Annotated in this window: 23 protein-coding genes and 1 tRNA gene; 18 read left to right on the forward strand and 6 right to left on the reverse strand. The window is 71.0% G+C overall.

Annotated elements, in window-relative coordinates:
• Window positions 1–36 precede the first annotated feature (36 nt).
• The 14 genes from Q9G87_RS04150 (at window position 37) to Q9G87_RS04215 (ending at window position 12,844) form a co-directional block, all read left to right on the forward strand.
• Complete coding sequence (locus tag Q9G87_RS04150) at window positions 37–1,164, forward strand: FAD-dependent oxidoreductase (protein ID WP_305914813.1); 1,128 nt, start codon at window positions 37–39, stop codon at window positions 1,162–1,164.
• On the forward strand, window positions 1,161–2,165 hold the full coding sequence (locus Q9G87_RS04155) for an amidohydrolase family protein (RefSeq protein WP_305914814.1): 1,005 nt from the start codon (window positions 1,161–1,163) through the stop codon (window positions 2,163–2,165). Before Q9G87_RS04150 ends, Q9G87_RS04155 begins: the two co-directional genes overlap by 4 nt.
• Before the next feature lie 15 nt (window positions 2,166–2,180).
• Window positions 2,181–3,119, forward strand: coding sequence for a VOC family protein (locus Q9G87_RS04160; protein ID WP_305914815.1), 939 nt, complete (start codon window positions 2,181–2,183; stop codon window positions 3,117–3,119).
• Between the two features lie 55 nt (window positions 3,120–3,174).
• Window positions 3,175–4,131: a fumarylacetoacetate hydrolase family protein gene (locus Q9G87_RS04165; RefSeq protein ID WP_305914816.1), complete on the forward strand. Its 957-nt coding sequence runs from the start codon at window positions 3,175–3,177 to the stop codon at window positions 4,129–4,131.
• A complete protein-coding gene (locus Q9G87_RS04170) occupies window positions 4,128–4,862 on the forward strand; it encodes an SDR family NAD(P)-dependent oxidoreductase (RefSeq protein ID WP_305914817.1) in 735 nt (244 codons plus the stop codon). Before Q9G87_RS04165 ends, Q9G87_RS04170 begins: the two co-directional genes overlap by 4 nt.
• A gap of 110 nt (window positions 4,863–4,972) precedes the next feature.
• On the forward strand, window positions 4,973–7,090 hold the full coding sequence (locus Q9G87_RS04175) for a TerD family protein (RefSeq protein WP_305914818.1): 2,118 nt from the start codon (window positions 4,973–4,975) through the stop codon (window positions 7,088–7,090).
• A gap of 186 nt (window positions 7,091–7,276) precedes the next feature.
• The gene (locus Q9G87_RS04180) at window positions 7,277–8,332 is read left to right on the forward strand and encodes a hypothetical protein (RefSeq protein ID WP_305914819.1); all 1,056 of its coding nucleotides are present in this window, start codon (window positions 7,277–7,279) and stop codon (window positions 8,330–8,332) included.
• 173 nt (window positions 8,333–8,505) lie between these two features.
• Window positions 8,506–8,579 (forward strand) — tRNA-Met (locus Q9G87_RS04185).
• 71 nt (window positions 8,580–8,650) lie between these two features.
• A complete protein-coding gene (gene rpmG, locus Q9G87_RS04190; RefSeq protein ID WP_101786011.1) occupies window positions 8,651–8,815 on the forward strand; it encodes a 50S ribosomal protein L33 in 165 nt (54 codons plus the stop codon).
• Between the two features lie 221 nt (window positions 8,816–9,036).
• On the forward strand, window positions 9,037–9,486 hold the full coding sequence (locus Q9G87_RS04195; RefSeq protein ID WP_305914820.1) for a MaoC family dehydratase N-terminal domain-containing protein: 450 nt from the start codon (window positions 9,037–9,039) through the stop codon (window positions 9,484–9,486).
• Window positions 9,486–9,914 (forward strand): MaoC family dehydratase, encoded by a 429-nt coding sequence (locus Q9G87_RS04200; RefSeq protein ID WP_305914821.1) that lies wholly within the window; start codon window positions 9,486–9,488, stop codon window positions 9,912–9,914. The genes Q9G87_RS04195 and Q9G87_RS04200 overlap by 1 nt, the downstream gene beginning before the upstream one ends.
• A gap of 43 nt (window positions 9,915–9,957) precedes the next feature.
• Window positions 9,958–11,001, forward strand: coding sequence for a hypothetical protein (locus Q9G87_RS04205; protein ID WP_305914822.1), 1,044 nt, complete (start codon window positions 9,958–9,960; stop codon window positions 10,999–11,001).
• Window positions 11,002–11,012: 11 nt separating this feature from the next.
• A complete protein-coding gene (locus Q9G87_RS04210) occupies window positions 11,013–12,050 on the forward strand; it encodes a UDP-N-acetylmuramate dehydrogenase (protein ID WP_305914823.1) in 1,038 nt (345 codons plus the stop codon).
• 227 nt (window positions 12,051–12,277) lie between these two features.
• The gene (locus Q9G87_RS04215) at window positions 12,278–12,844 is read left to right on the forward strand and encodes a TMEM165/GDT1 family protein (RefSeq protein WP_305914824.1); all 567 of its coding nucleotides are present in this window, start codon (window positions 12,278–12,280) and stop codon (window positions 12,842–12,844) included.
• Between the two features lie 6 nt (window positions 12,845–12,850).
• On the opposite strand, the gene Q9G87_RS04220 is transcribed toward Q9G87_RS04215, so the two are convergent.
• Window positions 12,851–15,700: a helix-turn-helix transcriptional regulator gene (locus tag Q9G87_RS04220; protein ID WP_305914825.1), complete on the reverse strand. Its 2,850-nt coding sequence runs from the start codon at window positions 15,698–15,700 to the stop codon at window positions 12,851–12,853.
• Between the two features lie 111 nt (window positions 15,701–15,811).
• Window positions 15,812–15,958 (reverse strand): hypothetical protein, encoded by a 147-nt coding sequence (locus tag Q9G87_RS04225; protein WP_305914826.1) that lies wholly within the window; start codon window positions 15,956–15,958, stop codon window positions 15,812–15,814.
• Between the two features lie 180 nt (window positions 15,959–16,138).
• Here Q9G87_RS04225 and deoC point away from each other — a divergent pair, with 180 nt between their 5' ends.
• From deoC to Q9G87_RS04240, 3 genes are all read left to right on the forward strand, one after another.
• On the forward strand, window positions 16,139–17,080 hold the full coding sequence (deoC, locus tag Q9G87_RS04230) for a deoxyribose-phosphate aldolase (protein ID WP_305915127.1): 942 nt from the start codon (window positions 16,139–16,141) through the stop codon (window positions 17,078–17,080).
• Complete coding sequence (locus Q9G87_RS04235) at window positions 17,080–18,534, forward strand: aldehyde dehydrogenase family protein (protein WP_452448634.1); 1,455 nt, start codon at window positions 17,080–17,082, stop codon at window positions 18,532–18,534. The genes deoC and Q9G87_RS04235 overlap by 1 nt, the downstream gene beginning before the upstream one ends.
• 162 nt (window positions 18,535–18,696) lie before the next feature.
• A complete protein-coding gene (locus tag Q9G87_RS04240) occupies window positions 18,697–19,554 on the forward strand; it encodes an aldehyde dehydrogenase family protein (protein ID WP_305914827.1) in 858 nt (285 codons plus the stop codon).
• A 19-nt stretch (window positions 19,555–19,573) separates the two neighbouring features.
• On the opposite strand, the gene Q9G87_RS04245 is transcribed toward Q9G87_RS04240, so the two are convergent.
• From Q9G87_RS04245 to Q9G87_RS04255, 3 genes are read right to left on the reverse strand one after another with little or no spacing between them, the layout of a single operon-like run.
• Window positions 19,574–21,010: an amidase gene (locus Q9G87_RS04245; protein WP_305914828.1), complete on the reverse strand. Its 1,437-nt coding sequence runs from the start codon at window positions 21,008–21,010 to the stop codon at window positions 19,574–19,576.
• Window positions 21,011–21,056: 46 nt separating this feature from the next.
• Complete coding sequence (gene hrpB / locus Q9G87_RS04250; protein ID WP_305914829.1) at window positions 21,057–23,513, reverse strand: ATP-dependent helicase HrpB; 2,457 nt, start codon at window positions 23,511–23,513, stop codon at window positions 21,057–21,059.
• On the reverse strand, window positions 23,500–23,823 hold the full coding sequence (locus Q9G87_RS04255; protein WP_305914830.1) for an ArsR/SmtB family transcription factor: 324 nt from the start codon (window positions 23,821–23,823) through the stop codon (window positions 23,500–23,502). Before Q9G87_RS04255 ends, hrpB begins: the two co-directional genes overlap by 14 nt.
• Before the next feature lie 86 nt (window positions 23,824–23,909).
• On the opposite strand from Q9G87_RS04255, the gene Q9G87_RS04260 reads away from it, so the two are divergent.
• On the forward strand, window positions 23,910–25,058 hold the full coding sequence (locus tag Q9G87_RS04260) for an MFS transporter (protein ID WP_305914831.1): 1,149 nt from the start codon (window positions 23,910–23,912) through the stop codon (window positions 25,056–25,058).
• On the opposite strand, the gene Q9G87_RS04265 is transcribed toward Q9G87_RS04260, so the two are convergent.
• Window positions 25,010–25,621 carry a TetR/AcrR family transcriptional regulator gene (locus tag Q9G87_RS04265; RefSeq protein WP_305914832.1) on the reverse strand — a complete coding sequence of 204 codons (612 nt, stop codon included), beginning with the start codon at window positions 25,619–25,621 and terminating at the stop codon, window positions 25,010–25,012. The genes Q9G87_RS04260 and Q9G87_RS04265 overlap by 49 nt on opposite strands.
• Window positions 25,622–25,665: the final 44 nt, after the last annotated feature.

The following is a 25,665-nucleotide window of genomic DNA, read 5'->3' on the forward strand; positions in this document are numbered from 1 at the left end:
AGCACTCAAGTGAGCAGTTCAACGAAGGAGCCGGCCATGGGGCCCAGGCAACCCACTGTCCTCGTCGTCGGAGGAGGCACCTCCGGCAACGCCCTGACCATCCTGCTGCGGCAGGCGGGCATCGCGGTGGATCTCGTCGAGATCAAGCCGGACTGGAACGTCCGCGGCTCCGGCATCACCCTGCAGGGCAACGCCCTGCGCGTACTGCGCGAGGTCGGCGTGTGGGACGAGATCCGCGCCCACGGCTACGCGTTCGACGCCTTGGGGCTGACCGCGCCAGACGGTACCGTGCTCCACGTTCACGAGGACCTCCGCACCGGCGGAGACGACCTGCCGGCCACCTTGGGCATGCAACGCCCGATGCTGCAGCACATCCTCACCGACGCCGTCCAGGCATCCGGCGCGCGCATCCGGCTGGGCACCACCGCCGACACCATCACCCAGGACGGCACCGGGGTCGTCGCCGGCTTCAGCGACGGCACGCAGAGCCGCTATGACCTCGTGGTGGCCGCCGACGGGCTCAACTCCGCAACGCGCGCCGCCATCGGCATCGGCGACAAACCTGAGCCGACCGGCATGTCCATCTGGCGTATCCCGGCACCTCGCCCGGTCGGCGTGGAGCGCAGCGACCTCACCTACGGCGGGTCCTGCTTCATCGCCGGCTACACGCCGACCAGCAAGGACACCCTGTACGCCTATCTGGTCGAGCCCGACCGTGACCGCGCGGACCTCCCGCCCGACTGCTACGCCAAGGAGATGCGGCGCCTCGCCGAGGGGTACGGCGGCGCTTGGGACGAGATCCGCGCGTCGATCAACGACTCGGCCCAGGTGAACTACACCCGGTTCACCCGGATGCTGGTCGAGGGATCCTGGCATCGGGGCCGGGTCGTGCTCATCGGGGACGCCGCGCACTGCTGTCCGCCCACCCTGGCCCAGGGCGCGGCCATGTCCCTGGAGGACGCGTGGGTGCTGGCCCAGCTGCTGAGCAGCGGGGCCGCGTGGGACGAGGAGCTGCTCAGCAGCTACCGCGAGCGGCGGATCGGCCGGGTCAGGATGGTCGTCGACGCCTCCGTGCAGCTCGGGCAGTGGCTGCTCGACGGGGTACGCGGTGACGTGCCCGGGCTCATGGGCGCCACCATGACCGCGCTCAAGGAGCTGCCGTGACCGCGGATGCCCCCACGGTCGACGTGCACGCGCACGTCCTGCTGCCCGAGGTCGACCAGGCGGTCGCCGAACGGCCGGGACTGGCCGCCGCCCGCGCGCTGGACGCGCGCCGCAACGGACCCGACGCGCTGGCCGTCAACGCCGCGATGATCCGCGAACGCATCCCGCGGCTCACCGATGTGACGGCCCGGCTCGCCGCGATGGACGCGGCCGGAGTGGACGTCCAGTTGATCTCGCCCTCGCCGTCGCACTACCACTACTGGGCCGACGAGGACCTGGCCCGCTCGGTGTGGGAGCTGGCCAACGCCGGGACCGCCGCGCACGCCGCCGCAGCTCCCGGCCGGCTGTACGGCCTCGGCCTGGTCCCGCTCCAGCACCCGGGACTCGCCGTGCCGGCCCTGGACCACGCCCTCGGCCTCGGCCTGCGCGGGGTCGAGATCTCCAGCCACGCCCCGGGCAGGGAGCTGTCCGACCCGGCATACGAACCCTTCTGGGCCCGTGCCGAGGAGACCGGTGCCATCGTCTTCCTGCACCCGTTCGGCTGTACTCTCGACGAACGGCTCGACCGCTGGTATCTGTCCAACACGGTCGGCCAGCCGGCCGAGAACGCGGTGGCGCTCTCCCACCTGATCTTCTCCGGCGTGCTGGACCGCCACCCGGGGCTGCGGATCGTCGCCGCGCACGGTGGCGGCTACCTGCCCACCCATATCGGCCGCTCCGACCACGCTTGGCGGTCGCGCACCGATGCCCGCGCCGGCTGCGCGCACCCGCCCAGCAGCTATCTGGCGCGCCTGTGGTTCGACTCCCTCGTCCATGACCCGCACGTCCTGCGGGAGCTGCTGCGCGTCGCGGGCCCGCAGCGGGTGCTGCTGGGCTCCGACTTCCCCTTCGACATGGGCACCGACGATCCGCTGGGCGCGCTGCGCGCCGCGGGCCTGTCCGATGCCGACTTCCACGCCGTACGCGGCGGCAACGCGACGTCGCTGCTGCGCCTCACCTGAGAGGGATCCCCTGCCATGACCGAACGCCTGCTCACCCATCTGCGGCACGTCGACCTCGCCGTGCCCGACTACGACAAGCAGCTCGACTTCTACGGCGGCGTCTGGGGCCTGACGAAGGTCGCCGAGGACTCCGGCATCGCGTTCCTCGCCGCCGAGGGCTCACCGGAGCAGTACGTCGTCCGGCTGCGCCAGGCTGACGAGAAGCGCCTCGACCTGGTGTCGTACGGGGCCGCGAGCCCGGCCGACGTGGATGCCCTCGCCGAGCGGCTGCTCGCGGGCGGGGTCCGGCTGATCTCCCAACCGGGCAAGGTCGACACCCCGGGCGGCGGCTACGGCTTCCGGTTCTTCGACGTCGACGGCCGGACCATCGAGGTCTCCGCGGACGTCGAGGTCCGCCGGCACCGCAAGATCGAGGAGAAGGAGGCGATCCCGGTCAAGCTCTCCCACGTCGTCCTCAACTCCCCGAATCTCGACCGGACGCGGGAGTGGTACGAGCGGCACCTCGGCTTCCGTCTCTCCGACACCCTCATGCACCCCAGGATGGGTGAGGCGATGCACTTCATGCGGATCAGCAACCAGCATCACTCGATGGCGATCGCCAAGGGACCGCACACCTCCCTGCACCACATCTCGTTCGAGATGCGCGGCATCGACGAGTACATGCGCGGCTCCGGCCGCGTCATCCGCGCGGGTCACCGCAAGATCTGGGGTCCCGGGCGGCATCTGGCGGGCGACAACACGTTCACGTACTTCCTCGACCCGCACGGCAACACCGTCGAGTACACAACGGAGCTGGAGCTGCTTGACGAGGACACCTGGCACCCGCACGTCTACGACTTCTCTCAGCCGGAGGTCAGCGACCAGTGGGGCACCGCCAACCCGATGAACGAGCTGGTCGCCAAGGAGTCCTTCAACGACCCTGACCAGGGCTGCTTCGTCGCACCGCCGGTCTGATCCCCTTGGCACGGCCTCTCGACCGCGCCCTTGATCCCTTCCACGGAGCCGCGCCATGCGCTTTGCCCGATATGAACAGCACGGACGCCGGCACGTCGCCGTCCTCGACGATGACGGCCGACTCCATCCGGTTCCAGGAGAGGACTCGCTGCTCGACCTGCTCCGCACCGGCCGTCTGCGCGAGGCGGCCGCCGCGCTGGCACTGACTGCCGGCCCGCACGTCACCGACGTCCGTCTCCTGCCGCCGCTGGAGCCTCCGACGATCCGGGACTTCGTCACCTTCGAGGAGCACGTCGAGGGCGTACGCCGCTCGATCGACGGCTCGGACGGCGTGCCCGACGCCTGGTACGACGCCCCGACCTTCTACTTCACCAACCCGTACGCGGTCATCGGCCCGTACGACGACGTGCCCGTCCCGCCGGGCAGCCAGGTGCTCGACTTCGAGCTCGAAGTCGCCGCCGTCATCGGCCGTGAGGGCCGTGACCTCACCCCTGAACAGGCCAGGGACCACATCGCCGGTTACACGATCTTCAACGACTGGTCCGCGCGCGACCTCCAGTCCCGCGAGATGCAGGTCAACCTCGGCCCGTGCAAGGGCAAGGACACCGCCACCACTCTCGGCCCGTACCTGGTCACCGCCGACGAGTTGGAGCCTTACCGCGACGCCGAAGGCTTCCTGCGCCTGGCGCTCACTGCCGAGATCAACGGCGAGGTGGTCGGCGCGGACCTGCTGTCCAACATGAGCTGGACCTTCGAGGAGATGATCGCCTATGCCTCGCGTGGCGCACAGGTGCGTCCCGGTGACGTGCTCGGCTCGGGCACGTGTGGCAACGGCGGGTGTCTGGCGGAGCTCTGGGGTGTCCGCGGGCGCGACTCCCGCCCGCCGTTGAAACCCGGCGACACGGTCACCCTCACCGTCGAGGGCCTCGGCACCACGTCCAACACTGTGGTCCCGGGAGCAGCCCCGGTGCCGGTCCCCAGGGCCCGCCGCCGGATCCGGGAGCGACCATGAGGCTGCTGGGCAAGGTCGTGGTCGTCACCGGTGCGGCCCGCGGCCAGGGCGCCGCGGAGGCGGCGGCGCTGGCTCGTGAGGGTGCCCAGGTGGTCGCCACCGATGTGGAGGCGACGGGCGACTGCCGCCGGCTGGACGTCACCATCGAGCAGGATTGGGCCCGGCTGGCCGCCGATCTGCGGGAGTCGTACGGCCAGGTCCACGGCCTGGTCAACAACGCGGGGATCACCTGGCGTGCGCGCCTGACGGACGTGCGGGCGGAGGACTTCGACCGCGTTCATGCCGTGAACGTCACCGGCCCGCTGCTCGGCATCCAGCACCTCGTCCCGCTGATGCCGCCGGGCTCGTCCATCGTGAACGTCGGCTCGGCCGCCGCGCTCACCGGCCACTATCCGGTCGCGTACACAGCCGGCAAATGGGCGCTGCGCGGTCTGTCGAAGGCGGCGGCCACGGAACTGGGCCCGCGCGGAATCCGCGTGAACACCATCCACCCCGGCTTCATCGAAACCGAGATGACCGCCTCCGCCCACCCCGCCTTCCGCGCCGCGAACATCCGCGAGACCCCGCTCGGCCGCACGGGCACGATCGACGAGGTCGTCCCCCTCGTCGTCTTCCTCCTGTCCGACGAGGCGTCCTTCATTACCGGAGCCGAGATTCCGGTGGACGGCGGCCTCACCGCGCACGGCGGCGTCAAGTCCATCTCCGACGCGCTGCGTCCAGAGCGGTCATAGGCCCTGACCGGAGGCGTTTCCGCGGGGAGGGCGCCGTCGCGGCAGCGGCTGATGATCGCGGGGCGGAAAACCCGCAGAAGGTGGGAAGGCGTCGGCTATATGGTGCGTCAGTGGACACTCTGGAAAGCCTCGTCATCGTCCGGCGGCTACGAGTTCCCATCGACGCTCCCGCCGACGTCGCGCCCGCCGGCTGGGGAGAGGTGGCCGCCCGCCAGCTCGACGCCGCACTCCTGAGCGTCGGCTTCAAGTGCTCGGCGCCCCTGCTCGAACGCCTGGCGGGGCTGCCCGGCGAGACCGTCCTGGACCTTGGCGTACGGGTCCTGGCGGCGGTCCGCGGCCTGGTGGGCGACCATGTCCAGCACAACGCGTACTTCATCGACTTCCCCGAGAACGTGCCGGACACCCTGGAGTTCTGGGCCGGCCTCCTGCGTGAGACCATGCTCGACCCGGTCGCCGCCGAGCGGCTCCAGCCGCCGACGCTCAACCTGCTGACCCTGCCGGGCTACGGCCGCTACCAGCACACCTACGCCGACCTGCTGGCCGCGCACGCTGAGCTGATCCCGCTGGCAGGCGACCGGGTGACCGTACTGGAGCTGGGCGGAAGCCTGGAGGCGGAGGCACGCGGGCTCTACTTCTCGCTGGCGGGCTCGCAGTCGCCGCTGGCCGCCGAGGACCTGGCGGCGTTGCGGTCGCTGGCGTCGCACTGCGCCGACGAGCCGGAGCGCATCCCGGTGCGCGAGAACCGCGCCATCGTCAACGAAGTGCGGCTGGCCGCCGGCCGGCCGCTGCTCGTGGACACGGTCACCGACGTGCTCCGGCTCGCCTGCGGCTGCTCCGGCGGCGATGTCACGCTGGCCGCGCCCACCCGGTTCCGCTCCTTCCGCCGCGCCGAGCGCCGCGCCCTCCTGCGGGCTCTGGACGCGGTCGCCACTCCGGCCAAGCTCGGCGACGTGCCACGCCACCGCGAGCAGTGGAAGCGGCTCGGTGAGCGGCTGCATCCCCACGACTATCCGCATCTGACGCGGGCCGGCCACGTCTTCGAGGTGGCCAGGGGCGTACGCGAGGCCGCCGGCTTCGACAGCCGGGTCGAGGCCGCTCTGTCGGCGGGCCGTACTGCGGATGCCGTCCGGCTGCTGGAGAGGGCGCCCGGCGCGTTGCTGCGCCGCCTCGACCACCTGCTGCGGACCGGCCTGTCCGCGTCGGCCGTGCTGGACGCCGCTGAGGGAGCGGCGGCCGGTGCTTCCGGCCGTGTCCTGCTGTCCCTGCGCGAGCACCTGCAGAACCGGCTCGCCCCCACCGCGGGCCGCGTCTTCACCAACCGGTACGGCAGGGCGTGGGCGACCCCCGACACCCGATCGACGCTGGAGGAGGACGTCCTCGCGCGGGCGCTGGACATCCTGGACAGGCAGATCGCCGGCCGCCTGCCCGACCCGGGCGAGCTGATCGTCGATCCTGACGTGCTCGACGTGGCACTGCCGTTATCCGGCAAGGCGGTCGCGCCCGGGCTCGGCATGCTGCCGCGCGGCTCGCTGTCGGCCGTGGGCGGCGAATTGCTCAGGTTCTTCGTCCATTGGCGGCAGGCCCGGCGGCGCACGGACTACGACCTGTCCGCTCTCCTGCTGGACGCCTCTTACGGCAACCCGGCGCACATCTCGTGGACGAACTACTCCAACGGCTTCGCCGAGTACTCCGGTGACCTCACCGAGGCGCCGGACGGCGCGTCGGAGTTCATCAACATCCGTCTCGCCGAAGCGGCCCGGCCGATCATCATCCCGCAGGTCAACATCTACGCCGGGGAACGGTTCGACGAGGCCGCCGAGGCGTTCTTCGGGTACATGACCAGGGACGCCGCGCAGGAAGGCAGGCCGTTCGAGCCGCGGACCGTACGCATGAAGTCCGACCTGCGCGGCTCCGGCCGGATCGCGCTGCCTCTGGTCTTCCTGCGCGGAGACGACGGCACATGGCGGGTGAAGTGGCTGCATCTCTACCTGAAGGGGCATCCCGGCTTCAACCAGGTGGAGGGCAACCGGGTCACCGCCTCGCTGCTGGTGCGCTCGATCGTGGAACGCGACTACCTACGCGTCCGCTATCTGGCCGACCTGCTGCGGACGAAGAGCTCGCAGCAGGCCGGGGGCACCACCTACATCGGGATGGAGGCGTCGGCCGATCTCCCGCCGGGCGCGCGGGTGTACACGCCTGGGACCCTGCACGAACTGATCCCGGCCTGATACGGTTGAGATCGTCATGAGGCCATTCGAGGGCTTCCTTCTCACCTTTCGGACCAGGAATGCCCGAAAGGGCGCCTGGCTTGGCTAGCTCTCGAGCCTTCCTCACGACCCAGCGGGTGCCTCGTTCTTCCAGGCGACGTCCTGTGTTCATCGACGGGTCGCGGCCGGCCCCTAGATTCCGATCTCGTGAAATTTCATGACAGCACGGATGTCAAGGAGCGCGGCCTCGCCCGGCGTACGCTCATCGCCGGCGCCCTGTCCGCGACGGGCCTCACCGTCCTGGGCAGCACGGCGGCCCACGCGGCCGCCCAGCCGAACGGGAAGCCGCCCCGCGTCCTGATCGCCACCAACGAGCCCTGGGGCACCTACCACGTGGCACCCCTGCTGCCCGAGGCACGCCGCCTGGGGTGGGAGATCGTGCAGCTGGTGCCCGATCTGTCCGGGATCAAGCCTGGTGACCCGGTCACGGTGGCGACCCCGGACCGCATCCCGCCGGCCGACCTGCTCGTGGTGACGGGCGCGGGAGACTGGCCCGCGGACTGCGCCGCGCGGCTGCCCGGGCTGCCGATGATCGCCAGCTCGCTCGCGTACCAGCTTCCGGTCGAGGCGCCCCGCGCGGCGGAATTCCGCTCCCGGCTCAGGGCGATCACGGCGTCCTCCCCGGCCGAGGCGAAGGTGTTCGACGACTACCTGGGCACGCGCCGCCCGATCACGGTCGTGGGCACGCCGCAGACCGACGACCTACCCCGGCACACCCCCGAACCCGGCACCGTGCTGGTGCTCACCAGCGTGACCAGGTCCAGCCAGACCGGCGGCTCGGCCCCGGGCACCGAGCTGCTCCTGGCCGCCGCCGAGCGGCTCGCGGCGGCCGGCAAGCACATCCTGGTGGGGCTGCACCCGCGCGAGGACCGCTCGTTGTGGGACCGGTACGAGATCAGCTCCGTTCCCTCGGTCCAGGCGTCGGCGCGGGCCGAGGCCGCCATCGGCATCCCGGGCACGGTGTTCCCGGTCGTCGCCGCCGTGGGCGTCCCCTTGGTGGGCTGCACGGATCCGCGCCTGCAGATCCCCGGCTACCTGCTGAGCGTGTGCTCGCACACGATCACGGCCGCGGACGCCGCGGTGACCGCCGTGGCGCAGGCCAAGCCGGTCTCGCGCGACGTGCTGTACGAGGCAGTCGGCCCCATCGGCGGCTCGGCCCGCAGGCTGCTCAAGGTGTGGAGGAAGGCGGGCACCCGAGTCTGACCGGCTGCTCGGCGGCGCTCCGGGTCATTGGCGGCAGGTAGTATCTTGTTTTCGGATTTCGGTTCTCGGGGTTGCTGAGGCATACTGCGGAGAGCACCCTGCTCGATCGGGCGAGTTACGAAACTGCTCCCTGCGTCGGGTATCCTCTACAGGCCGGGTCCATACCGGCTCAAGGCGGAGTAGCTCAGTCAGGCAGAGCAAACGGCTCATAATCGTTGTGTCGCCGGTTCAAGTCCGGCCTCCGCTACTGCCCAATCCCAGGTCGGCAGGCCTGGGCATGGGCGTGTCCATGTCCCGAACGTAGAAAGGCACTCCCAAGTGGCTGCCACCGACGTTAGGCCGAAGATCACGCTGGCCTGCCAGGAGTGCAAGCACCGCAACTACATCACGCGGAAGAACCGGCGTAACGACCCGGATCGGCTTGAGCTGAAGAAATACTGCCCCAACTGCCGCACGCACCGCGCGCACCGCGAGACTCGATAGCTCTCCGGGGGCTTCTCCATCGTTCATATCGCACAACCGGCGTCCTGGTGTGGGCGCCGGTTTGTCGTGTCTGCACGCTGGTGCCCGCCTCGCCCCGCGGGTGCGCGTCGGCCGGCCACGGCACCGCGTAAAGAGCGGGCATCACCGGCGACAGCCGAACCTTGTTCTGTTACCGTCGGCCTCAGCAGCGCTCGGACGAGGGACATTGCGAGGGAGCACTGATGGCCTTGAACCGTGACTTCGTGGGCAGGACCTACCCGCCCAGCGCCCCCTACGAGGTCAGCCGGGTGAAGATCAGGGAGTTCGCGGCCGCGATCGGCGACGCCAACCCGATCTACCGCGACAAAGAAGCCGCCCAGGCCGCCGGTTATCGCGACGTGATCGCGCCGCCGACGTTCCCCATCGTGTTCAGCCTGCAGAGCGGCGGCGACGCGCTGGTGGATCCGGATCTCGGGCTGAACTTCGCCATGGTGGTCCACGGCGAGCAGCGTTTCGAGTACGTACGCCCCGTCTACGCCGGTGATCAGCTGGTCAGCATCGCCACGATCACCGACATCCGGACCGCCGGGCGCAACGAGCTGCTGACGGTGCGCAGTGAGGTCGCGACCGTCGAGGGCGAGCCCGTCTGCGTCACCTACAACACGATCGTCGAGCGCGGAGGGGCCGGCTGATGGGCGCCACGGTGAAGTACGACGAGGTCGAGGTCGGGCAGGAGATCCCGGCCGTGGACTACAACGTGCGCAGGCTCGACCTGGTGATGTACGCCGGTGCTTCCGGGGACTTCAACCAGATCCACTGGAACGAGCGGTTTGCCAAGATGGTCGGGCTGCCTGACGTGATCGCGCATGGGATGTACACGATGGCGCAGGCCGGGCGGTTCGTTACCGACTGGGTGGGGGATCCCGGTGCGGTGCTGGACTTCGGCGTGCGGTTCTCGTCGATGGTGGTCGTGCCCGATGACGATCAAGGTGCGACGATCTCGGTGAGCGGGGTCGTGGAGGAGAAGCTCCAGGACAAGCGCGTGGTCATCGGCCTGACGGCCAAGTCGGCCGAGGCCAAGGTGCTGTCCAAGGCTCGCGCGGTGGTCCAGCTGTCCTGACGCGCGATGATAGGTCCGGTGGCTCTCGGGTACCCGTGTGCCTATGAGTGAAGCTGCGCGACAGGTATGGCCCACGGTCCGGTCGATCCCCGTCTCCGCCGTGACCGACGCCAAGCCGCCCGGGCGGCTGCGGCCCGCGCGCCTGGAGCAGGTGGCGGGCAGTTCGGGGACCGGCCGGGACACCACGGGCGGCGCCGCGACCGGTGTGGGCACGGCCGGGGCCAAGCCGCGGGCGGGCTCGGGCACGCACGCCCGCCCCAACCCCGCCGCCGAGCTGGGCTTCTCCGGCGACCCGGGCCAGCACGGCGACACGGGCGACCCTGGCGACGCGATGCTGCACGCCCAGCGCGTCTGGGACGCCTCACTGGCCACGAACCGCCTCGACGACCTGGGCGTCAACGCCGAGCGGCAGCGCATGGAGATCAAGGACATCACGACCACGGTGAGCCTGCTCGCCGACGGCTGGCCCGCTGATGTGCGTACCTGCGTGCAGTCGGTGATCGACCACACGGACGTGCAGGTGCTCGCGCTCGACCTGGGCAACCTCGACGGCGCCGGTGACGTGCTGGACGACCTGGCCGAGCGCTACCCGCAGCGCGTCGCCGTCTGGCACGTGGCCGAGCGGCCGCACTGGCGAGGAGGCACGGCGACCTGGGGCGAGAGCCGGGCCAAACTGCTGCGGCTGGACGAGTCGGACGTACACGTGCTGATGGAGACCTCGATCGTGCTCCGCGGCGACGCGCTGACCCCGCTGGTCGCGGCCGTCGCGGAAGGGGCGGTGGCCGCCGGGTGGCGGGGTGTGGACCCGTCCGACGGGCGTGAGACCGGCCCGGGCAGGGTGCCGGCGCTGACCGGCGAGCTCATGGCGGTACGCCGATCGGCCGCGCTCGGTGCGCTGCCCGAGGACGCCCACTACGGCCGCCACGCGGACCTGGAGCTGTCGCTCGGCCTGCGGGGGGAGCTGGTCGTGCCTGCGGGGCCGCCGCCGGTGGAGCGGCTCGGCACGCACGACGTCCCGGCCGACTACCAGGAGCGCGAGTCGCGGCGTAACTATGACGGGGTGCTGCGCATGCTGAGCGCCTCATAAGCTAGGTGCCCATGGAAATGCTCGCGCCGTACACCACGCTGCGCCTGGGCGGTCCCGCCCGCGAATTCGCCGAAGCCACCACGGCGGAGCAGCTCGTGTCCCTGATCGCCGAGGCCGACATGACCGCGGTGCCCACGCTGGTGCTCGGTGGAGGCAGCAACGTCGTGGTGGCGGACGCGGGGTTCGACGGGCTCGTCATCAAGGTCGCGACCAGCGGGGTGGCCGTCTCACGTGACGGCGATGAGGTGCTGGTCACGGTCGAAGCGGGCGAGGACTGGGATCCGTTCGTGGCCCGTGCGGTGGCAGAGGGCTGGTCGGGCATTGAGTGCATGTCCGGCATTCCCGGGCTAGTGGGGTCCACGCCCATCCAGAACGTCGGCGCGTACGGGCAGGAGGTCTCCCAGACCGTCAGGTGCGTGCGTGCTTACGATCGCCGCACCCGGCAGGTGGTGGATCTGGAGGCGCGGCAGTGCGGGTTCTCTTACCGCGACAGTGCCTTCAAGCGGGATCTGGTGCGATATGTGGTGCTGGCCGTGACGTACGCGCTGAAGGTTTCCGAAATGTCAGGACCTGTGGCCTATAAGGAGCTGGCCGGGCTGCTGCGGGTCGAGCTCGGCGACCGGGTGCCGCTGGCGCAGGCCCGTGAGGCCGTCCTGGGGTTGCGGCGCGGCAAGGGCATGGTGCTCGATCCGGACGATCCTGACACCCGCAGCGCCGGCTCGTTCTTCACCAACCCGATCCTGACCGCTGAGCAGGCGGCGGAGCTGGCGACCCTGGCACCCGGCCATCCGCGCTGGGAGATGCCGGACGGGTCGCTCAAGGTGCCGGCCGCGTGGCTGATCGAGCAGGCCGGCTTTCCGAAGGGTTATGAGCGCGGGCCCGTACGGATCTCCACCAAGCACACCCTGGCCCTGACCAACCCCACGGGAGCCGCCACCACCGCCGAGCTGCTCGCGCTGGCGTGTGAGGTGCGGGACGGGGTGCGGGAGAAGTTCGGCGTCACGCTGGTCAACGAGCCGGTGCTGGTCGGCTGCGCCCTGGGGGAATAGGCGTCCCGGCGGGGCTGTTATGGTGTTCTGGAATTGCCGAGGGGGAGTAGTCCCAATCGTGTGATCGACATACTGGCGCGTTCGCGCGCCCGGTCACGCGGGCCTTTCAACGGGCGGACGAGACCTTCGGCCTGGCAGCCGTATGGATGAAGACGCTGCCGGGCCGAAGTCATGCCCGAAAACTCCCCGGGTGCCTGCTTCCGGCCTGGTCGCGCGGAAGAGGACCGTTGGAAGCGTTCTGGATCAGCCTCGCCGTCATTTTCGTGGCCGAGCTCGGTGACAAGAGCCAGCTCATGGCGATGACGTTCGCGACCCGTTTCAAGACCTGGCCCGTGCTCCTGGGCATCACGATCGCCACGACCGTCGTGCACCTGGTGAGCGTGGCCGTCGGGGGCCTCATCGGGGACGCGCTGCCCACGACCGCGATCGCGGTGGTGGCCGGGCTGGCCTTCCTCGGCTTCGCCGTGTGGACGCTGCGCGGTGACGAGCTGGCCGAGGAGGAGTCGCGCAAGGCCCAGCGCACCACCAGGAACGCCCTGATCGCGGTGACCGTGGCGTTCTTCCTGAGCGAGCTGGGCGACAAGACGATGCTGGCCACGATCACGCTCGCGACGCAGCACGGCTGGGTCGGCACCTGGATCGGCTCGACCGTCGGCATGGTCGCGGCCGACGCCCTGGCCATCCTCGTCGGCCGCCTGCTGGGCAAGCACCTCCCCGAGAAGATCATCCGGTACGGCGCCGCCGCGGCCTTCGCCGTCTTCGGCGTGGCCCTGCTGGTGGAGGCTCTTCTCTAGGAACTCCTACGAGATCAAGGACAGGCGGTGGGCGGCGGCGGCCGCCTCTCCGCGGGTCGTGACGCCGAGCTTGGCCAGGATGTTCGACACGTGCACGCTGACCGTCTTGACCGAGATGAACAACTCGGCGGCGATGTCCCGGTTGGTTCTGCCCTGGGTGACCAGCCGCAGGACCTCCAGCTCACGCGGTGTCAGCAACTCCGACGATTCCTGGGCAGGCGCGCCGCCCACCCGCCGCGACAGCGTCTCGATCTCCTCGACCAGCGGGCTGGCCCGCAGCGCCTGGGCCAGCGGAAGTGCCACCTTCAGCCGGGCGGCCGCCCCCTCGCGGTCGCCGGCCCGCGCAGCGGCCGCGGCGGCCCGGAACAGGGCCTTGGCCTGGTTGTGCGGGCGCTTGAGCCGCTCCCAGCCGGCGGCCGCGGCGTCGAAGTCGCCGATGTAGGACAGCCGGTAGGCATCCACGACAGGACCGATCACCGACAGCTCGGCCGCCACGTCGGCGGCGTGCGCGCGGACCGCCGCGGCCCGTTCGGGCTCGATGGTCTCGACGGCGTCGCAGACGATGCGGAGCAGGGCGAGCAGGCGCCAGCCCAGCATGGCCTTGGACGACTGCTTGGGGAGGGCGATCACCTGCTCGGCCACGGTCAGCGCGGCGCCGGGCTCACCCCGCAGCAGGTGCCAGCCGATGCGCAGGCGGGCGTTGCTGGTGATGTCCTGGACGAAGTCCTCGGCGCGGTCCTTGAGCACGCCGACCTCGGACAGGAGGCTCTCGACCAGCTGCAGCTCGCCCCTGGCCAGGGCGATGTCGGCGCGCACCCGCAGCAGGGCGTATCGGGTGCGCAGGTTGGGGCCATGGCTCAGTGCGGCTTCGACGAGCTCGATGGCCTCGTCCCAGCGGCCGACCGACTCCAGCGCCTCGGCCCAGTTGTTCTTGATGAACAGGCCGCTGCCGCGCAGCCGGCCATACTCCTTGGAGATCTTCCAGCCCTGCTCGGACAGGCGTATGGCTTCGTCCTCGCGGCCCAGGTCGATCAGCGCGTCGATGTTGTTGGCGATCGCCCGGGTGATGATGCGGCCGGAGCGCTCCTCGTGCCCGATCTCCATGGCCTGCTCGTTGACCGCGATGGTGGACTCGAGCTCGCCGTTGAGCGAGTGGCCGAGCGCCAGGTTCATCAGCAGGTCGGCCTCGAGGCACCGGTCGCCGTGCTCCCTGGCCAGGCGCAGGCCGTCGGCGATGATCTCGCTCGCCTCGGCGGTCTCCCCGCGCAGCATGAGGTGGCGGCTCAGCGGAGTGAGGACCTCGGCCCGGTCGAGGCTGTCCTCGGGGACGAGCCGCAGGGCGTGCCGGAACTCCTCGATGACCCCCATCTGGCCTTTGCTCATCTTGAATCCAGCCCGCCGGACGATCAGCTGTGCCACGCGGCCCGGCTCGCGGGTCTCGTCCAGCTCGGACAGGGCGGCCTTGACGAACTTCATGCCCTTGTCGACCTCGCCGCCGGCGTTCGCGGCCTCGGCGGCCCGCTCCAGCACGGCGGTGTGGTCGGCGCCGATGCGCTCGGCGGCGTCGGGGACCCGGTCCCAGAGCATGAGCACGCGTTCGAGCAGCGGCACGGCCTCGGTGTAGGCGAACGCCTTGAAGGACTTCTGCGCGGCCTCCCACGCGGAGATCAGCGCCCAGAGGTCGTTGCGGGCGCCGTACCAGTGATGGGCCAGCTCGACGGGGGCACGGCCCATCGGGACGAGCGTGCGGTCCTTGGAGATCTCCTCGGCGAACCTGGCGTGCAGGCGCTGGTGCTCGCCGGGCAGCAGCTCGTCGTGCACGGCCTCGCGGATGAGCGAGTGACGGAAGACGTACGCCCGGTTGTCGGCGACCTGCAGGACGTTGCCCGCGATGGCCGGGCGCAGCGCGCTCTCCAGCTCGACGTCGGACAGGCCGCTCACGGCGGCCAGCAGCGCGTGGCCGACCCGGATGCCGCCGGCCGCGGCGATGCGCAGCACCCGCTGGGTCTCTTCGGGCAGCCGCTCGACGGAGTTGAGTATCAGGTCCTGCATGGTCTCGGGGAACGTGCAGTCCTCGCCGCTCTCCAGCATGGCCTCGACGAACAGCGGGATGCCCTCGCTGCGCTCGTAGACGTTCTCGACACTGCTGTATTCGGGGACCTTGCCGAGGATCCCGGTCATCTGCTGGGCGACCTCGTCGCGCGACAGGCGGGGCAGGTCGAGCCGGTGCACGCCGTTCACCCGGCCCAGCTCGGCCAGCACCGGCCGGAGCGGGTGCTGGCGGTGCAGGTCGTCCGAGCGGTAGGTCATGACGATCAGCACCTGCGGAATGTGCAGGTTGCGGCTGAGGAAGGCGATGAGGTCGCGGCTGGAGCGGTCGGCCCAGTGGATGTCCTCGATGACGAGGACCGTCGGGCGGGCGTCGGCCAGGCGTTCCAGCAGGGTGAGGAACTGCTCGAAGAGCCGCGCGCGGCCGGTGTCGGTCTCGCCGTCGCCGCTGGGCTCGCCGAACTCGGGCAACAGCCGGGCCAGGTCGCGCTGGGCGCCCTCGGGGAGTAACCCGGCGACCGCGGCGGGGCCCTGCTCCCTGACGAGCTGCCGCAGCGCCGCGGTGAAGGGCGCGTAGGCCAGGCCCTCGGTGGACAACTCCACGCACCCGCCGAACAACACGTGCGCGCCGTCGGCGGCGCAGCGCTCGGTGAAGCGCTGCACCAAACGGGTCTTGCCGACGCCGGCCTCGCCCCCAAGCAGGACGGCTGTCACCTTGCCCTTTTTGGCCTCGTCGAAGCTGTCGGAGAGAGCCCCCAGCTCCTCCTCCCGTCCGACGAAGACGGGACTGACCGAACGTCCCCGCATGTCATCAAGCATGTCATGCCTCACAGACGGTTTTCGACGCATTTAGGGGCTTCTACGGAGGCAGAGAGGCCCGGCCACGAGGGAGGTAGTGGCCGGGCTCTCGTGGGGCGCTCATGAGGGACGGCGCTTGCCGAAGATTGAGCGGCGCTCGGACTTGTTGCCCCGCTCCGCCTCACGTACGCGCCGGTGCGCGGCCGCCGCCTTGCGCAGCTCGTTCATGTGGCTCTTCATGAGCTCATACTCGATCTCGGGATTCATCACTCATGTCTCCTTTTTCATCTGCTGACATCCTTAAGAGTCGGTCTAAGGCCAGGTACGCCACATCGGGTGGATGCCTTATCTCTGGGTGTAGAAGCAGCTCGGCATACCTAGGACCGGCCGCACGGCGTCCTAAGGTGGTCCGGTTTGGAGGAGGAGGCCCTGGTCGGCGATGCTGTGATGGTGTCAACTCTGACGACTTCGCTCGCGGACGTAGCCGCGTCCGGCGCGACGCTACGGGCATTCCTGCACGGCCTGCCCGGCGTCGACCGGGTCGGCGCAGACCAGCGGGCGGCCATGCTCGGCACCCGATCGATCAAGACAACCGCCAAAGCCAAGGCCATTGACCTGGCCATTTCCATGGTCGACCTGACCACCCTCGAGGGCGCGGACACGGCAGGCAAGGTGCGCGCGATGTGCATCAAGGCCGTGCGCCCCGGCGGCGACGCCCCTAAGGTGGCGGCCGTCTGCGTTTATCCCGACCTGGTCGCCGTGGCCGCCGAGACGCTGCGCGGGTCGGGGGTGAAGGTGGCCTCGGTGGCGACCGCGTTCCCCAGCGGGCGCTCGTCGCTGGAGGTCAAGGTGAGCGACACGGCGCTGGCCGTCGCCGCGGGCGCCGACGAGATCGACATGGTGATCGATCGCGGCGCGTTCCTGTCCGGCGACTACCTGAAGGTCTTCGAGGAGATCGTCGCGGTCAAGGCCGCGTGCGGCGCGGCGCACCTGAAGGTGATCCTGGAGACCGGCGAGCTGGCGACCTACGACAACGTGCGGCGGGCGTCGTGGCTGGCGATGCTGGCGGGCGCCGACTTCATCAAGACCTCCACGGGCAAGGTGTCCCCCGCGGCCACGCCGCCCGTCACGCTGATCATGCTCGAGGCGGTGCGCGACTTCCGCGACGCGACGGGCCGCCAGGTGGGGGTCAAGCCCGCGGGCGGCATCCGCACCACCAAGGACGCGATCAAAAACCTGGTGCTGGTCAACGAGACGGCCGGCGACGACTGGCTGACGCCCGACTGGTTCAGGCTGGGCGCCTCGTCGCTGCTCAACGACCTGCTGATGCAGCGCCAAAAGCTGGCCACCGGGCGATACGCCGGTCCCGACTACTTCACCCTGGACTGATGATGGCGATCTTCGAGTACGCACCCGCGCCCGAGTCGCGCGACGTCGTCGACATCAAGCCGGCGTACGGGCTGTTCATCAACGGCGAGTTCGTGGACGGCTCCGGCCCCACGTTCAAGACGATCAACCCGGCGACCGAGGAGAAGCTGGCCGAGATCGCCACCGCCACGTCCGACGACGTGGACCGGGCCGTGCAGGCGGCGCGTAAGGCGTTCGGGGTCTGGAGCGCGCTGCCCGGCGCCGAGCGGGCGAAATACCTGTTCCGCATCGCGCGCATCATCCAGGAGCGGGCCCGCGAACTCGCGGTGCTGGAGTCGCTGGACAACGGCAAGCCGATCCGCGAGTCGCGCGACGTCGACCTGCCTCTGGTCGCGGCGCACTTCTTCTACTACGCGGGCTGGGCGGACAAGCTGGAATACGCCGGGTTCGGCCGGAGGACGACAAATGGGCAGGGTGGGGGTAAGCCGCTGGGCGTGGCCGGGCAGGTCATCCCGTGGAACTTCCCCCTGCTCATGCTGGCCTGGAAGATCGCGCCCGCGCTGGCCTGCGGCAACACGGTCGTGCTCAAGCCGGCCGAGACCACGCCGCTGACCGCGTTGTTGTTCGCCGACATCTGCCGGCAGGCCGACCTGCCGCCGGGCGTGGTCAACATCGTGACCGGCGCGGGCGAGACCGGCGCGGCCGTGGTCGCGCACCCCGACGTCAACAAGGTGGCCTTCACCGGCTCCACCGAGGTCGGCCGGATCATCGCGCGCACGGTGGCGGGCACCGACAAGAAGCTGACGCTGGAGCTGGGCGGTAAGGCCGCGAACATCGTGTTCGAGGACGCCGCCATCGACCAGGCGGTCGAGGGCATCGTCAACGGCATCTTCTTCAACCAGGGACATGTGTGCTGCGCGGGCTCGCGGCTGCTGGTGCAGGAGTCGATCCAGGACGAGCTGCTCGACGCGCTCAAGCGCAGGCTCGGCACGCTGCGGCTCGGGGACCCGCTGGACAAGAACACCGACGTCGGCGCGATCAACTCCGCCGACCAGCTCGCCAAGATCCGTGAGCTGTCCGCGATCGGCGAGTCGGAGGGGGCGCTTCGCTGGTCGCCCGTCTGCGAGCTGCCGGACAAGGGTTTCTGGTTCCCGCCGACGATCTTCACCGGCGTGGCGCAGTCGCACACGATCGCCAGGGACGAGATCTTCGGCCCGGTGCTCTCCGTACTGACCTTCCGCACCCCGGCCGAGGCCGTCGAGAAGGCCAACAACACCCCCTATGGGCTGTCCGCGGGCATCTGGACTGAGAAGGGCTCGCGCATCCTGTGGATGGCGGACAAGCTCAGGGCCGGTGTGGTCTGGGCCAACACGTTCAACAAGTTCGACCCCGCCTCTCCCTTCGGCGGCTACAAGGAGTCCGGGTACGGCCGCGAGGGCGGGTTGCTCGGCTTGGAGGCCTACCTTGACGTGTGAGCATCGCCGCTTCGGGCGTAGGAAACGGCGTGCGCAGGCCACCCGGGGCCACGCTTTCGCGCGGGCCGGTCGTCCGGTACGCACCGGCTGGTACGCCCACCGCTGCGGCGTGAGCCGGTGCGGCCAGGTCTTCGTCCCCGTCCATACTTCGCAGGAGGGTCGATGAGCCGGCTGTCCGTCAGAAAGACCTACAAGCTGTACATCGGCGGGGCGTTCCCGCGCTCTGAGAGTGGGAGGTCCTACCCCGTGACCTCGCCCAAGGGCGAATTCCTCGCCAACGCCTCGCATGCCTCGCGCAAGGACGCCCGCGACGCCGTGGTGGCCGCGCGCAAGGCGTTCCCCGGCTGGTCGGGCGCGACCCCCTACAACCGGGGGCAGATCCTCTATCGCGTCGCCGAGATGCTTGAGGGGCGGCGCGCCCAGTTCGCCGAGGAGCTCGCCCAGGTTAGACAGGGCGGTAAGAGGGCGGCGCTGGAGGCGGTGGACGCGGCGGTGGACCGGCTCGTCTGGTACGCCGGGTGGTCCGACAAGATCGCCTCGGTGCACGGGGCGGCCAACCCGGTCGCGGGCCCCTACTTCAACCTGTCCTCACCCGAGCCGACCGGGGTGGTCGCGATCGTCGCGCCCGCCGACCCGCTGCTCGGGCTGGTGTCGGTGGTCGCCCCGGTGATCGTCACCGGCAACACCTGCGTGGTCGTGGCCTCCGAGCCGTCCCCGCTCGCCTCGATCACCCTGGCCGAGGTCATGGCCACGTCCGACCTGCCCGGCGGTGTCGTCAACGTGCTCACCGGCAAGCAGGCCGAGCTCGCGCCCTGGCTGGCGGGCCACATGGACGTCAACGGGCTCGACCTGACCGGGGTGGCGGACGCCGATCTGGCGCTGCGCTGTGAGCAGGCGGCTGCGGACAACCTCAAGCGGGTCCTGCGGCCCGCCCAGGAGGACTGGACGGCCGACCCGGGGATCGGGCGGATGACCCGGTTCCTGGAGACCAAGACCGTCTGGCACCCGGTCGGGATCTGAGCCGTTCACCCCCCGGCGGTCAGTGATAGCCGCGTGGCCGCACCGGGGGGTGGGCGGACTGGAGCTGGGCGGCCAGGCCGAGCAGGTGCGGCTCGCCGCCGGGCGGGGCGATGAGCTGCACGCCGATCGGCAGGCCGCTGGAGTGGGTGGCGATGGGCACGCTGATCGCGGGCCAGCCGCACATGTTCCAGGCGCCCGTGGCGGGGGCGAACCTGAGGTTCGCCAGCACGTTGCGGAGCAGTCCGCGCTCGCCCCAGCGGTCCGCCCTGGGCGGGATGGTGCCCAGCACGGGCGTGACCAGCACGTCCGCGTCGCCGAACCACTGATCGGCCCCATAGGCGCTCCAGCGCTCGCGTCCGCGTACGCCGTTCAGCTTGAGCCGGCCCAGCACCCGGCCGGCGCGGGCCAGCGCCCGGGTGCGCCGCTCCACACTCCGGCTGTCCAGATCGTCCGCCGCCGTCGCGGCCTGGCCGAGCCAGGTGGCGACCGCGGCCGGGCCCAGCCAGGCAGGCAGCCGGTGGCCGTGCTCGACCACCGTGTGCCCGGCCACCCGCAACGTCTCCGCCGCCGCGCGCACCGCCGCCTGGAACTCCTTGTCGATGGGCAGGCCGATCGGCAGCGGCTGAGGCGCGTACGCCACCCGCAGGTCGAACAGCTCCTGGCTGTCCGGCGGCGGCGGCTCCCACACCTCCTCGTCGTCCGCCCAGACCGAGCGCAGCATGGGCGGGCGTGGATCCACCCGGCGGCCGCCACGCCATGCCTCGGCCAGCGACGGGTCGGCGGCCAGCACGGACAGCGCGAGCGACAGGTCGGACGCGGTCGTGGCCAGCGGGCCGTTCTCCGTCAGCCGATCCCAGTCGTTGGCCGGCGGGGGCACGACCCCGGCGCCCGGCTTGATGGCCAGCACGCCGCAGGCCGCCGCCGGGATGCGCAGCGAGCCCATGCCGTCGTTGCCGAGCGCGATCGGCACCATGCCCGCCGCCACGGCCGCCGCGCTGCCCGAGGACGAGCCGCCGGTCGTGCGGGTCCGGTCCCAGGGGTTGCGCACGATGCCGTACGCGCTGTCGCCGAACGCCACGAGCCCCAGCTCGGGCAGGTTGGTCAGGCCGACGACCACCGCGCCCGCCGCGCGCAGCCGCGCGACCGTCACGTGGTCCGCCCGCGCGGGCACGTCGGCAGTGCCGGCGGAGCCGCCGCGGGTGGCCTCGCCCGCCACCTCCAGGTTGTCCTTCACCGCGACGGGAACGCCGGCCAGCGGCAACTGCGCCAGGTCGGGACGTTTCTGCACGGCCTGCGCCTCCTCCACGGCCTGTTCCCTGACCAGCCGGAAGGCTCCCACCTCGGGGTCCCGTGCGGAGATGACGTGCAGATGCTCCTCGACGACCGTCGTGGCCGAGACCTCGCCGCGCCGGACGGCCGTCGCGATCTCGGTGGCGGTCCTGCCTGCCCACAACATGTCTAGAGTGTGCAGCTTTTCCCACCTGGTGGCGAGAGTGGGATGGTCATCTGCGGGTCCGGCTCGTGGGGACGGCGGTCAGCGGGTCCTCTGGCCAGGGGTGCTTGGGGTAGCGGCCGCGGAGTTCGGCGCGTACGGAACGGTAGGCGTCCCGCCAGAACGACGCCAGGTCCGCGGTGACCGCCACCGGCCGGCCCGCCGGGGAGAGCAGATGCACCAGGACCGGCACGCCCGCGATCTCCGGCGTCTCCTGCCAGCCGAACAGCTCCTGTAGCTTCACCGCCAGCACCGGCTGCTCGCCCGAGTAGTCCACACGGATGTGGGAGCCGCTGGGCACCTCGATGCGCTCGGGGGCGACCTTCTCCAGGCGTTCGCTCCACGGGATCAGGCGTTTGAGCGCCTGGGCGACGTCGAGGCGTTCCAGGTCGGCGCGGCGGCGGGCTCTCGACAACTCGGGTTCCAGCCACTGGTCGGCCAGGTCGATGAGCGTGTCCATCGAGGGCCACGGGGGGCCGATCGCGCGGTGGCAGAAGGCCAGGCGGTCCCTGAGGTCCTTGGCCTGTTTCGTCCAGGTCAGGACGTCCTCGGTGCGGAGGCCGTACAGGATGGCCTCGCGGACGTCGGCGTCCTTGAGCGGGGTCGAGGACAGCTCGATGGCGCCCATGCGCTCGACCCTGCGGGCGGAGACGTCGCCGCGACGCTCGCCCGGCGGGACCCGCCACTCGACCTCGTCTTCTGTCGTGGTGGGGTGCGCCAGCCTGGCGATGTCCTCGTCGATCGCGACTGCCTGCCTGATGCGGGCCGAGGCCGACCCGGTGGGGCGGTCGGCGACCGCGATGGCCAGCCATTCGGCGGTCTGCAGCCGGGAGCCGTCGGGCAGCTGGGCCCGGGTGCCGGACGCCATGAGATAGCCGCCGCCACGCCGCCGCGCCACCCGCTCGGGAAACGCCAGCGCCACGGCCATCCCGGCCAGCACGTCCTGTGTGGTCGCGCCGCCGGCCTCGCGCGCCGGTGGTTCCAGACCACCGGGCTGGCGCGTCGAGGACGCCGGGGTGGCAGGCGGATCCGGGTTGCGGGCCTGGGTGGCCGCTCTGCTGAGACGCTGAGCCTCCCGGCGCCAGCGTGCGGCGAAGCCGGATCCGCCGCGGAGAGCCGTGCGCCAGACCTCCACCAGGTCGTCCCCCGCGTCGCGCGGCAACTGCTCGGACAGCAGCGCCACCACCTCGGCGGCGCGCGGCCCCAGATCCAGCAGCGCCCTGGCCAGGCGAGGGTGCACACCCGCGAGTGCCATCCGCCGCCCGCGGTCCGTCACCCGGGAGCCCGGCCCGAGGGCACCGAGCTCCGTCAGGGTGCGGGCGGCGGCGGACATCGCGGCGGCCGGTGGCGGATCCAGGAGCGCCAGGCCGGAGGCGTCGGCGTCACCCCAGCAGGCCGCCTGCAACGCGAACCCGGTCAGGTCCGCGAGCACGATCTCAGGGCGCGGATGGTCGGCCAGGCGCTCGTGGTCGGCGGCGGTCCAGCATCGATACACCGTGCCAGGGGCCTCCCGTCCCGCCCGGCCCGCCCGCTGGGCCGCAGCCGCCTTGGAGGCCCTGACCGTGGTGAGCGACCCCAGACCCCGGGCATGGTCCGTACGCGGCTCGCGCGCCAGCCCCGAGTCCACGACCACCCGGACCCCGGGAACGGTCAGGCTCGACTCGGCGACGGAAGTGGCCAGGACCACCCGGCGCGCCCGCCCCGCCGACAGGACGGCGTCCTGGACGTGGGCCGGGGCCTGGCCGTGCACCTGCAGGACCTCCGGGACGTCGGAGAGTGCCGCCGCCACCTTGGCGATTTCGCCCACCCCGGGAAGGAAGCACAGCACGTCGCCGTCGCGTTCGGCCCAAGCGCGGCGGACCACGGAAGCCACGTGGGACAGGAACGCGGGGTCCACGCGTAGGCCGTGGGGCGGGGCGGCCGGGCGCGGAGATGGGGCCCACACCGTCTCCACCGGATACGCGGCCCCGGTGGCCGTCACGACGGGGCCCCCGAGCAGGCGGGACCAGGGCGCGGCGTCGGCGGTGGCGGAGGTGGCGATGAGGCGCAGGTCGGGGCGGAGCGTGTCGCGCACGTCCAGCAGGAACGCCAGTGCCGTGTCCGCGTCCAGGTGCCGCTCGTGGCACTCGTCCAGCATGACCGCGTCCACCCCGGCCAGTTCCTGGTCCCGCTGGAGGCGCTGGAGCAGCACGCCGGTCGTGACCACCTCGACCATGGGGTTCGCGCCCGTGTGGCGCTCACCGCGGATCGTGTAGCTCACGCCCATCCGCCGGGCCGCCGCGCGGACGGCCAGCCGCCGCGGCTCGGCCACCAGCACCCGCATCCCCGCCTCGGCCAGCGCCAGGGGCACCACCGTCGTCTTCCCCGTGCCGGGTGGTGCGGTCAGCACGGCGGTGCCGTGCCGCTCGAGCATGGCGAGCAGCTCGGGCAGGACGTGGTGGATGGGCAGCTGGTCAGAAGCGGACATGGGATGTGGTCGCGGCGAGGATCGAGTCGAGCAGGCCGGGGAAGCGGGATTCCAGGTCGTCGCGGCGCAGGCTCATGAACTTGAGCCTGCCTTCCTGCTTGGTGAGCACCACGCCCGCCTCGCGCAGGGTCCGGTAATGGTGTGAGGCCGTCGACTTGTGTACGCCGAGGTCGTCACCGGCGACGGTGCAGTTCAACTCGCCCGCCACGGCCAACCGGACGACGATCTCCAGCCGGACCGGGTCGGCCAGCGCCCGCAGGACCTCGGTGAGCTCGATGTCCTCGGTGGCGGGATGCGGGAGCAGGCGCATGGGTGAACCCTACCTCTGTCTTATGGTTTGACAACAATCCAACTATAAGACAGTTTGATGGGCATCCAACATTCGCTGGAGGCTTCATGAGTGCGCGGCTCTTTCCGCTTGCTGTCGGAAATTTCGCGATCGGTACTGGCATATTCGTGACCGCCGGGCTCTTAGCGCCCATCTCGGCGGATCTGGCGGTTTCACCGTCGGCGGCGGGGCAGTTGATGACGGTCTTCGCGCTGGCGTACGCGGTGTTGTCGCCCCCGCTCGCCGCCCTGACCGCCCGCCTGCCGCGCAAGCGGTTGTTGCTCCTGGCCCTGGGCGTCTTCGTGCTGGGCAACGTGCTGACCGCGTTCGCCGCGACGTACCCGCTGGTCCTGGTCACCCGGGTGATCGCCGCCGCCGGGGCGGCCATGTTCACGCCGACCGCGTCGGGCGTGGCCAACGCGCTGGCCGCGCCGGAGCGCCGCGGGCGCGCACTCGCGCTGGTCATGGGCGGATTGAGTGTTTCGTCGGCGATCGGGGTGCCGCTCGGCACCTGGCTGGGCTCGGCCGCCGGCTGGCGGGCCACGCTCTGGCTCGTGGTAGGACTCGGGGTGGTCGGGCTCGCCTGGGTGGCGGCTGTGGTGCCCGAGCTCAGGATTCCGGCGTCGGGGCGGCTGAAGGAGCGTTTCACGCCGCTGGGGGACCGGCGGGTGCTGGCGGTGCTGGTCACGCAGTTGCTGATGTTCGCGGCCGGGTTCACCGCGTACACCTACATCGGGTCGCTGTTCGACCTGCCGCTGCCCGCGGTGTTGTGGGCATGGGGGCTGGGCGGGGTCGTCGGCAACCAACTGGGCGGGCGTCTCACCGACGCATACGGCCCACGCAAGATGATCATGGTGGGCCTGGCCGCGTCCACCGTGTTCATGGCCCTCATCCCCGTCGCGAACCTCGCGCTGCCGATCGCGCTCGGCTGGGCGTTCCTGTGGGGCGCGCTCGGCTGGCTGGTGGCGCCTGCCCAGCAGTTCAGGACCGTCGCCGCGGTTCCCGACAACGTGCCGATCGGGCTCGGGCTGCTGTCGTCCGCGCAGTACCTCGGGCTGTTCATGGCCGGGCTCGCCGGCGGCGCGGCGCTCGACTGGTATGGCAGGACGGGCGTGATCGTGCTGGCCACCGCGTTCGGCCTGGTGACGCTGCTGTTCACGATGGCCACCTACCGTGAGACGGCGATCTCCTCCAGGGAGAGCGCACCCGTCAGATAACGCTGGAGGGTCGGTGCGACGGCGGCCGCGACCACGTCGGCGGGCAGCGACGCCAGCGGCTCCACCTTGAGGACGTAGCGGAGCATCGCGATGCCGACCAGTTGCGAGGCCGCCAGCAGTGCCCGGACCTCGGCGTGGTCGCTCGACAGCCGCCGGGCGATGGGGCCGAGCAACTCCTGGCGCATCAGGTGCTTCAGCAGGTCGGCCGCCGCCGAGGTGGCGGTGGCCGCCTGCAATACGGCCGACATCCTCGGCCCGTGCGCCGGATCCTCCCAGAGCTCCACATATCTCCTGGAGAGCCGCTCGGCGAGGTGCTCCTCGTCGCCGTCGAGGGCCTCCATCATCAGCGCGACCGGCATGCTGCCGTTGATCGCCGCTTCGAACAGCCCGTCCTTGGTGCCGAAGAAGTGCATCACGAGCGCCGGGTCGACGCCTGCCTCCCGTGCCACGCCCCTGATCGTGGTGTCGCGATAGCCCTTGGCGAGGAAGGCGGCGATCGCGGCCTCCAGGATCTCGTCCCTCGTCTGCGGGTTCCCCGGTCGTCTGCCCCGTTCGTCGGCCATGGGCCTATTCAACCACGTGGAATTCATCTACCGTAGAATTCAAC

Source organism: Nonomuraea turcica (assembly GCF_030718205.1).
Classification (GTDB): Bacteria; Actinomycetota; Actinomycetes; order Streptosporangiales; family Streptosporangiaceae; genus Nonomuraea.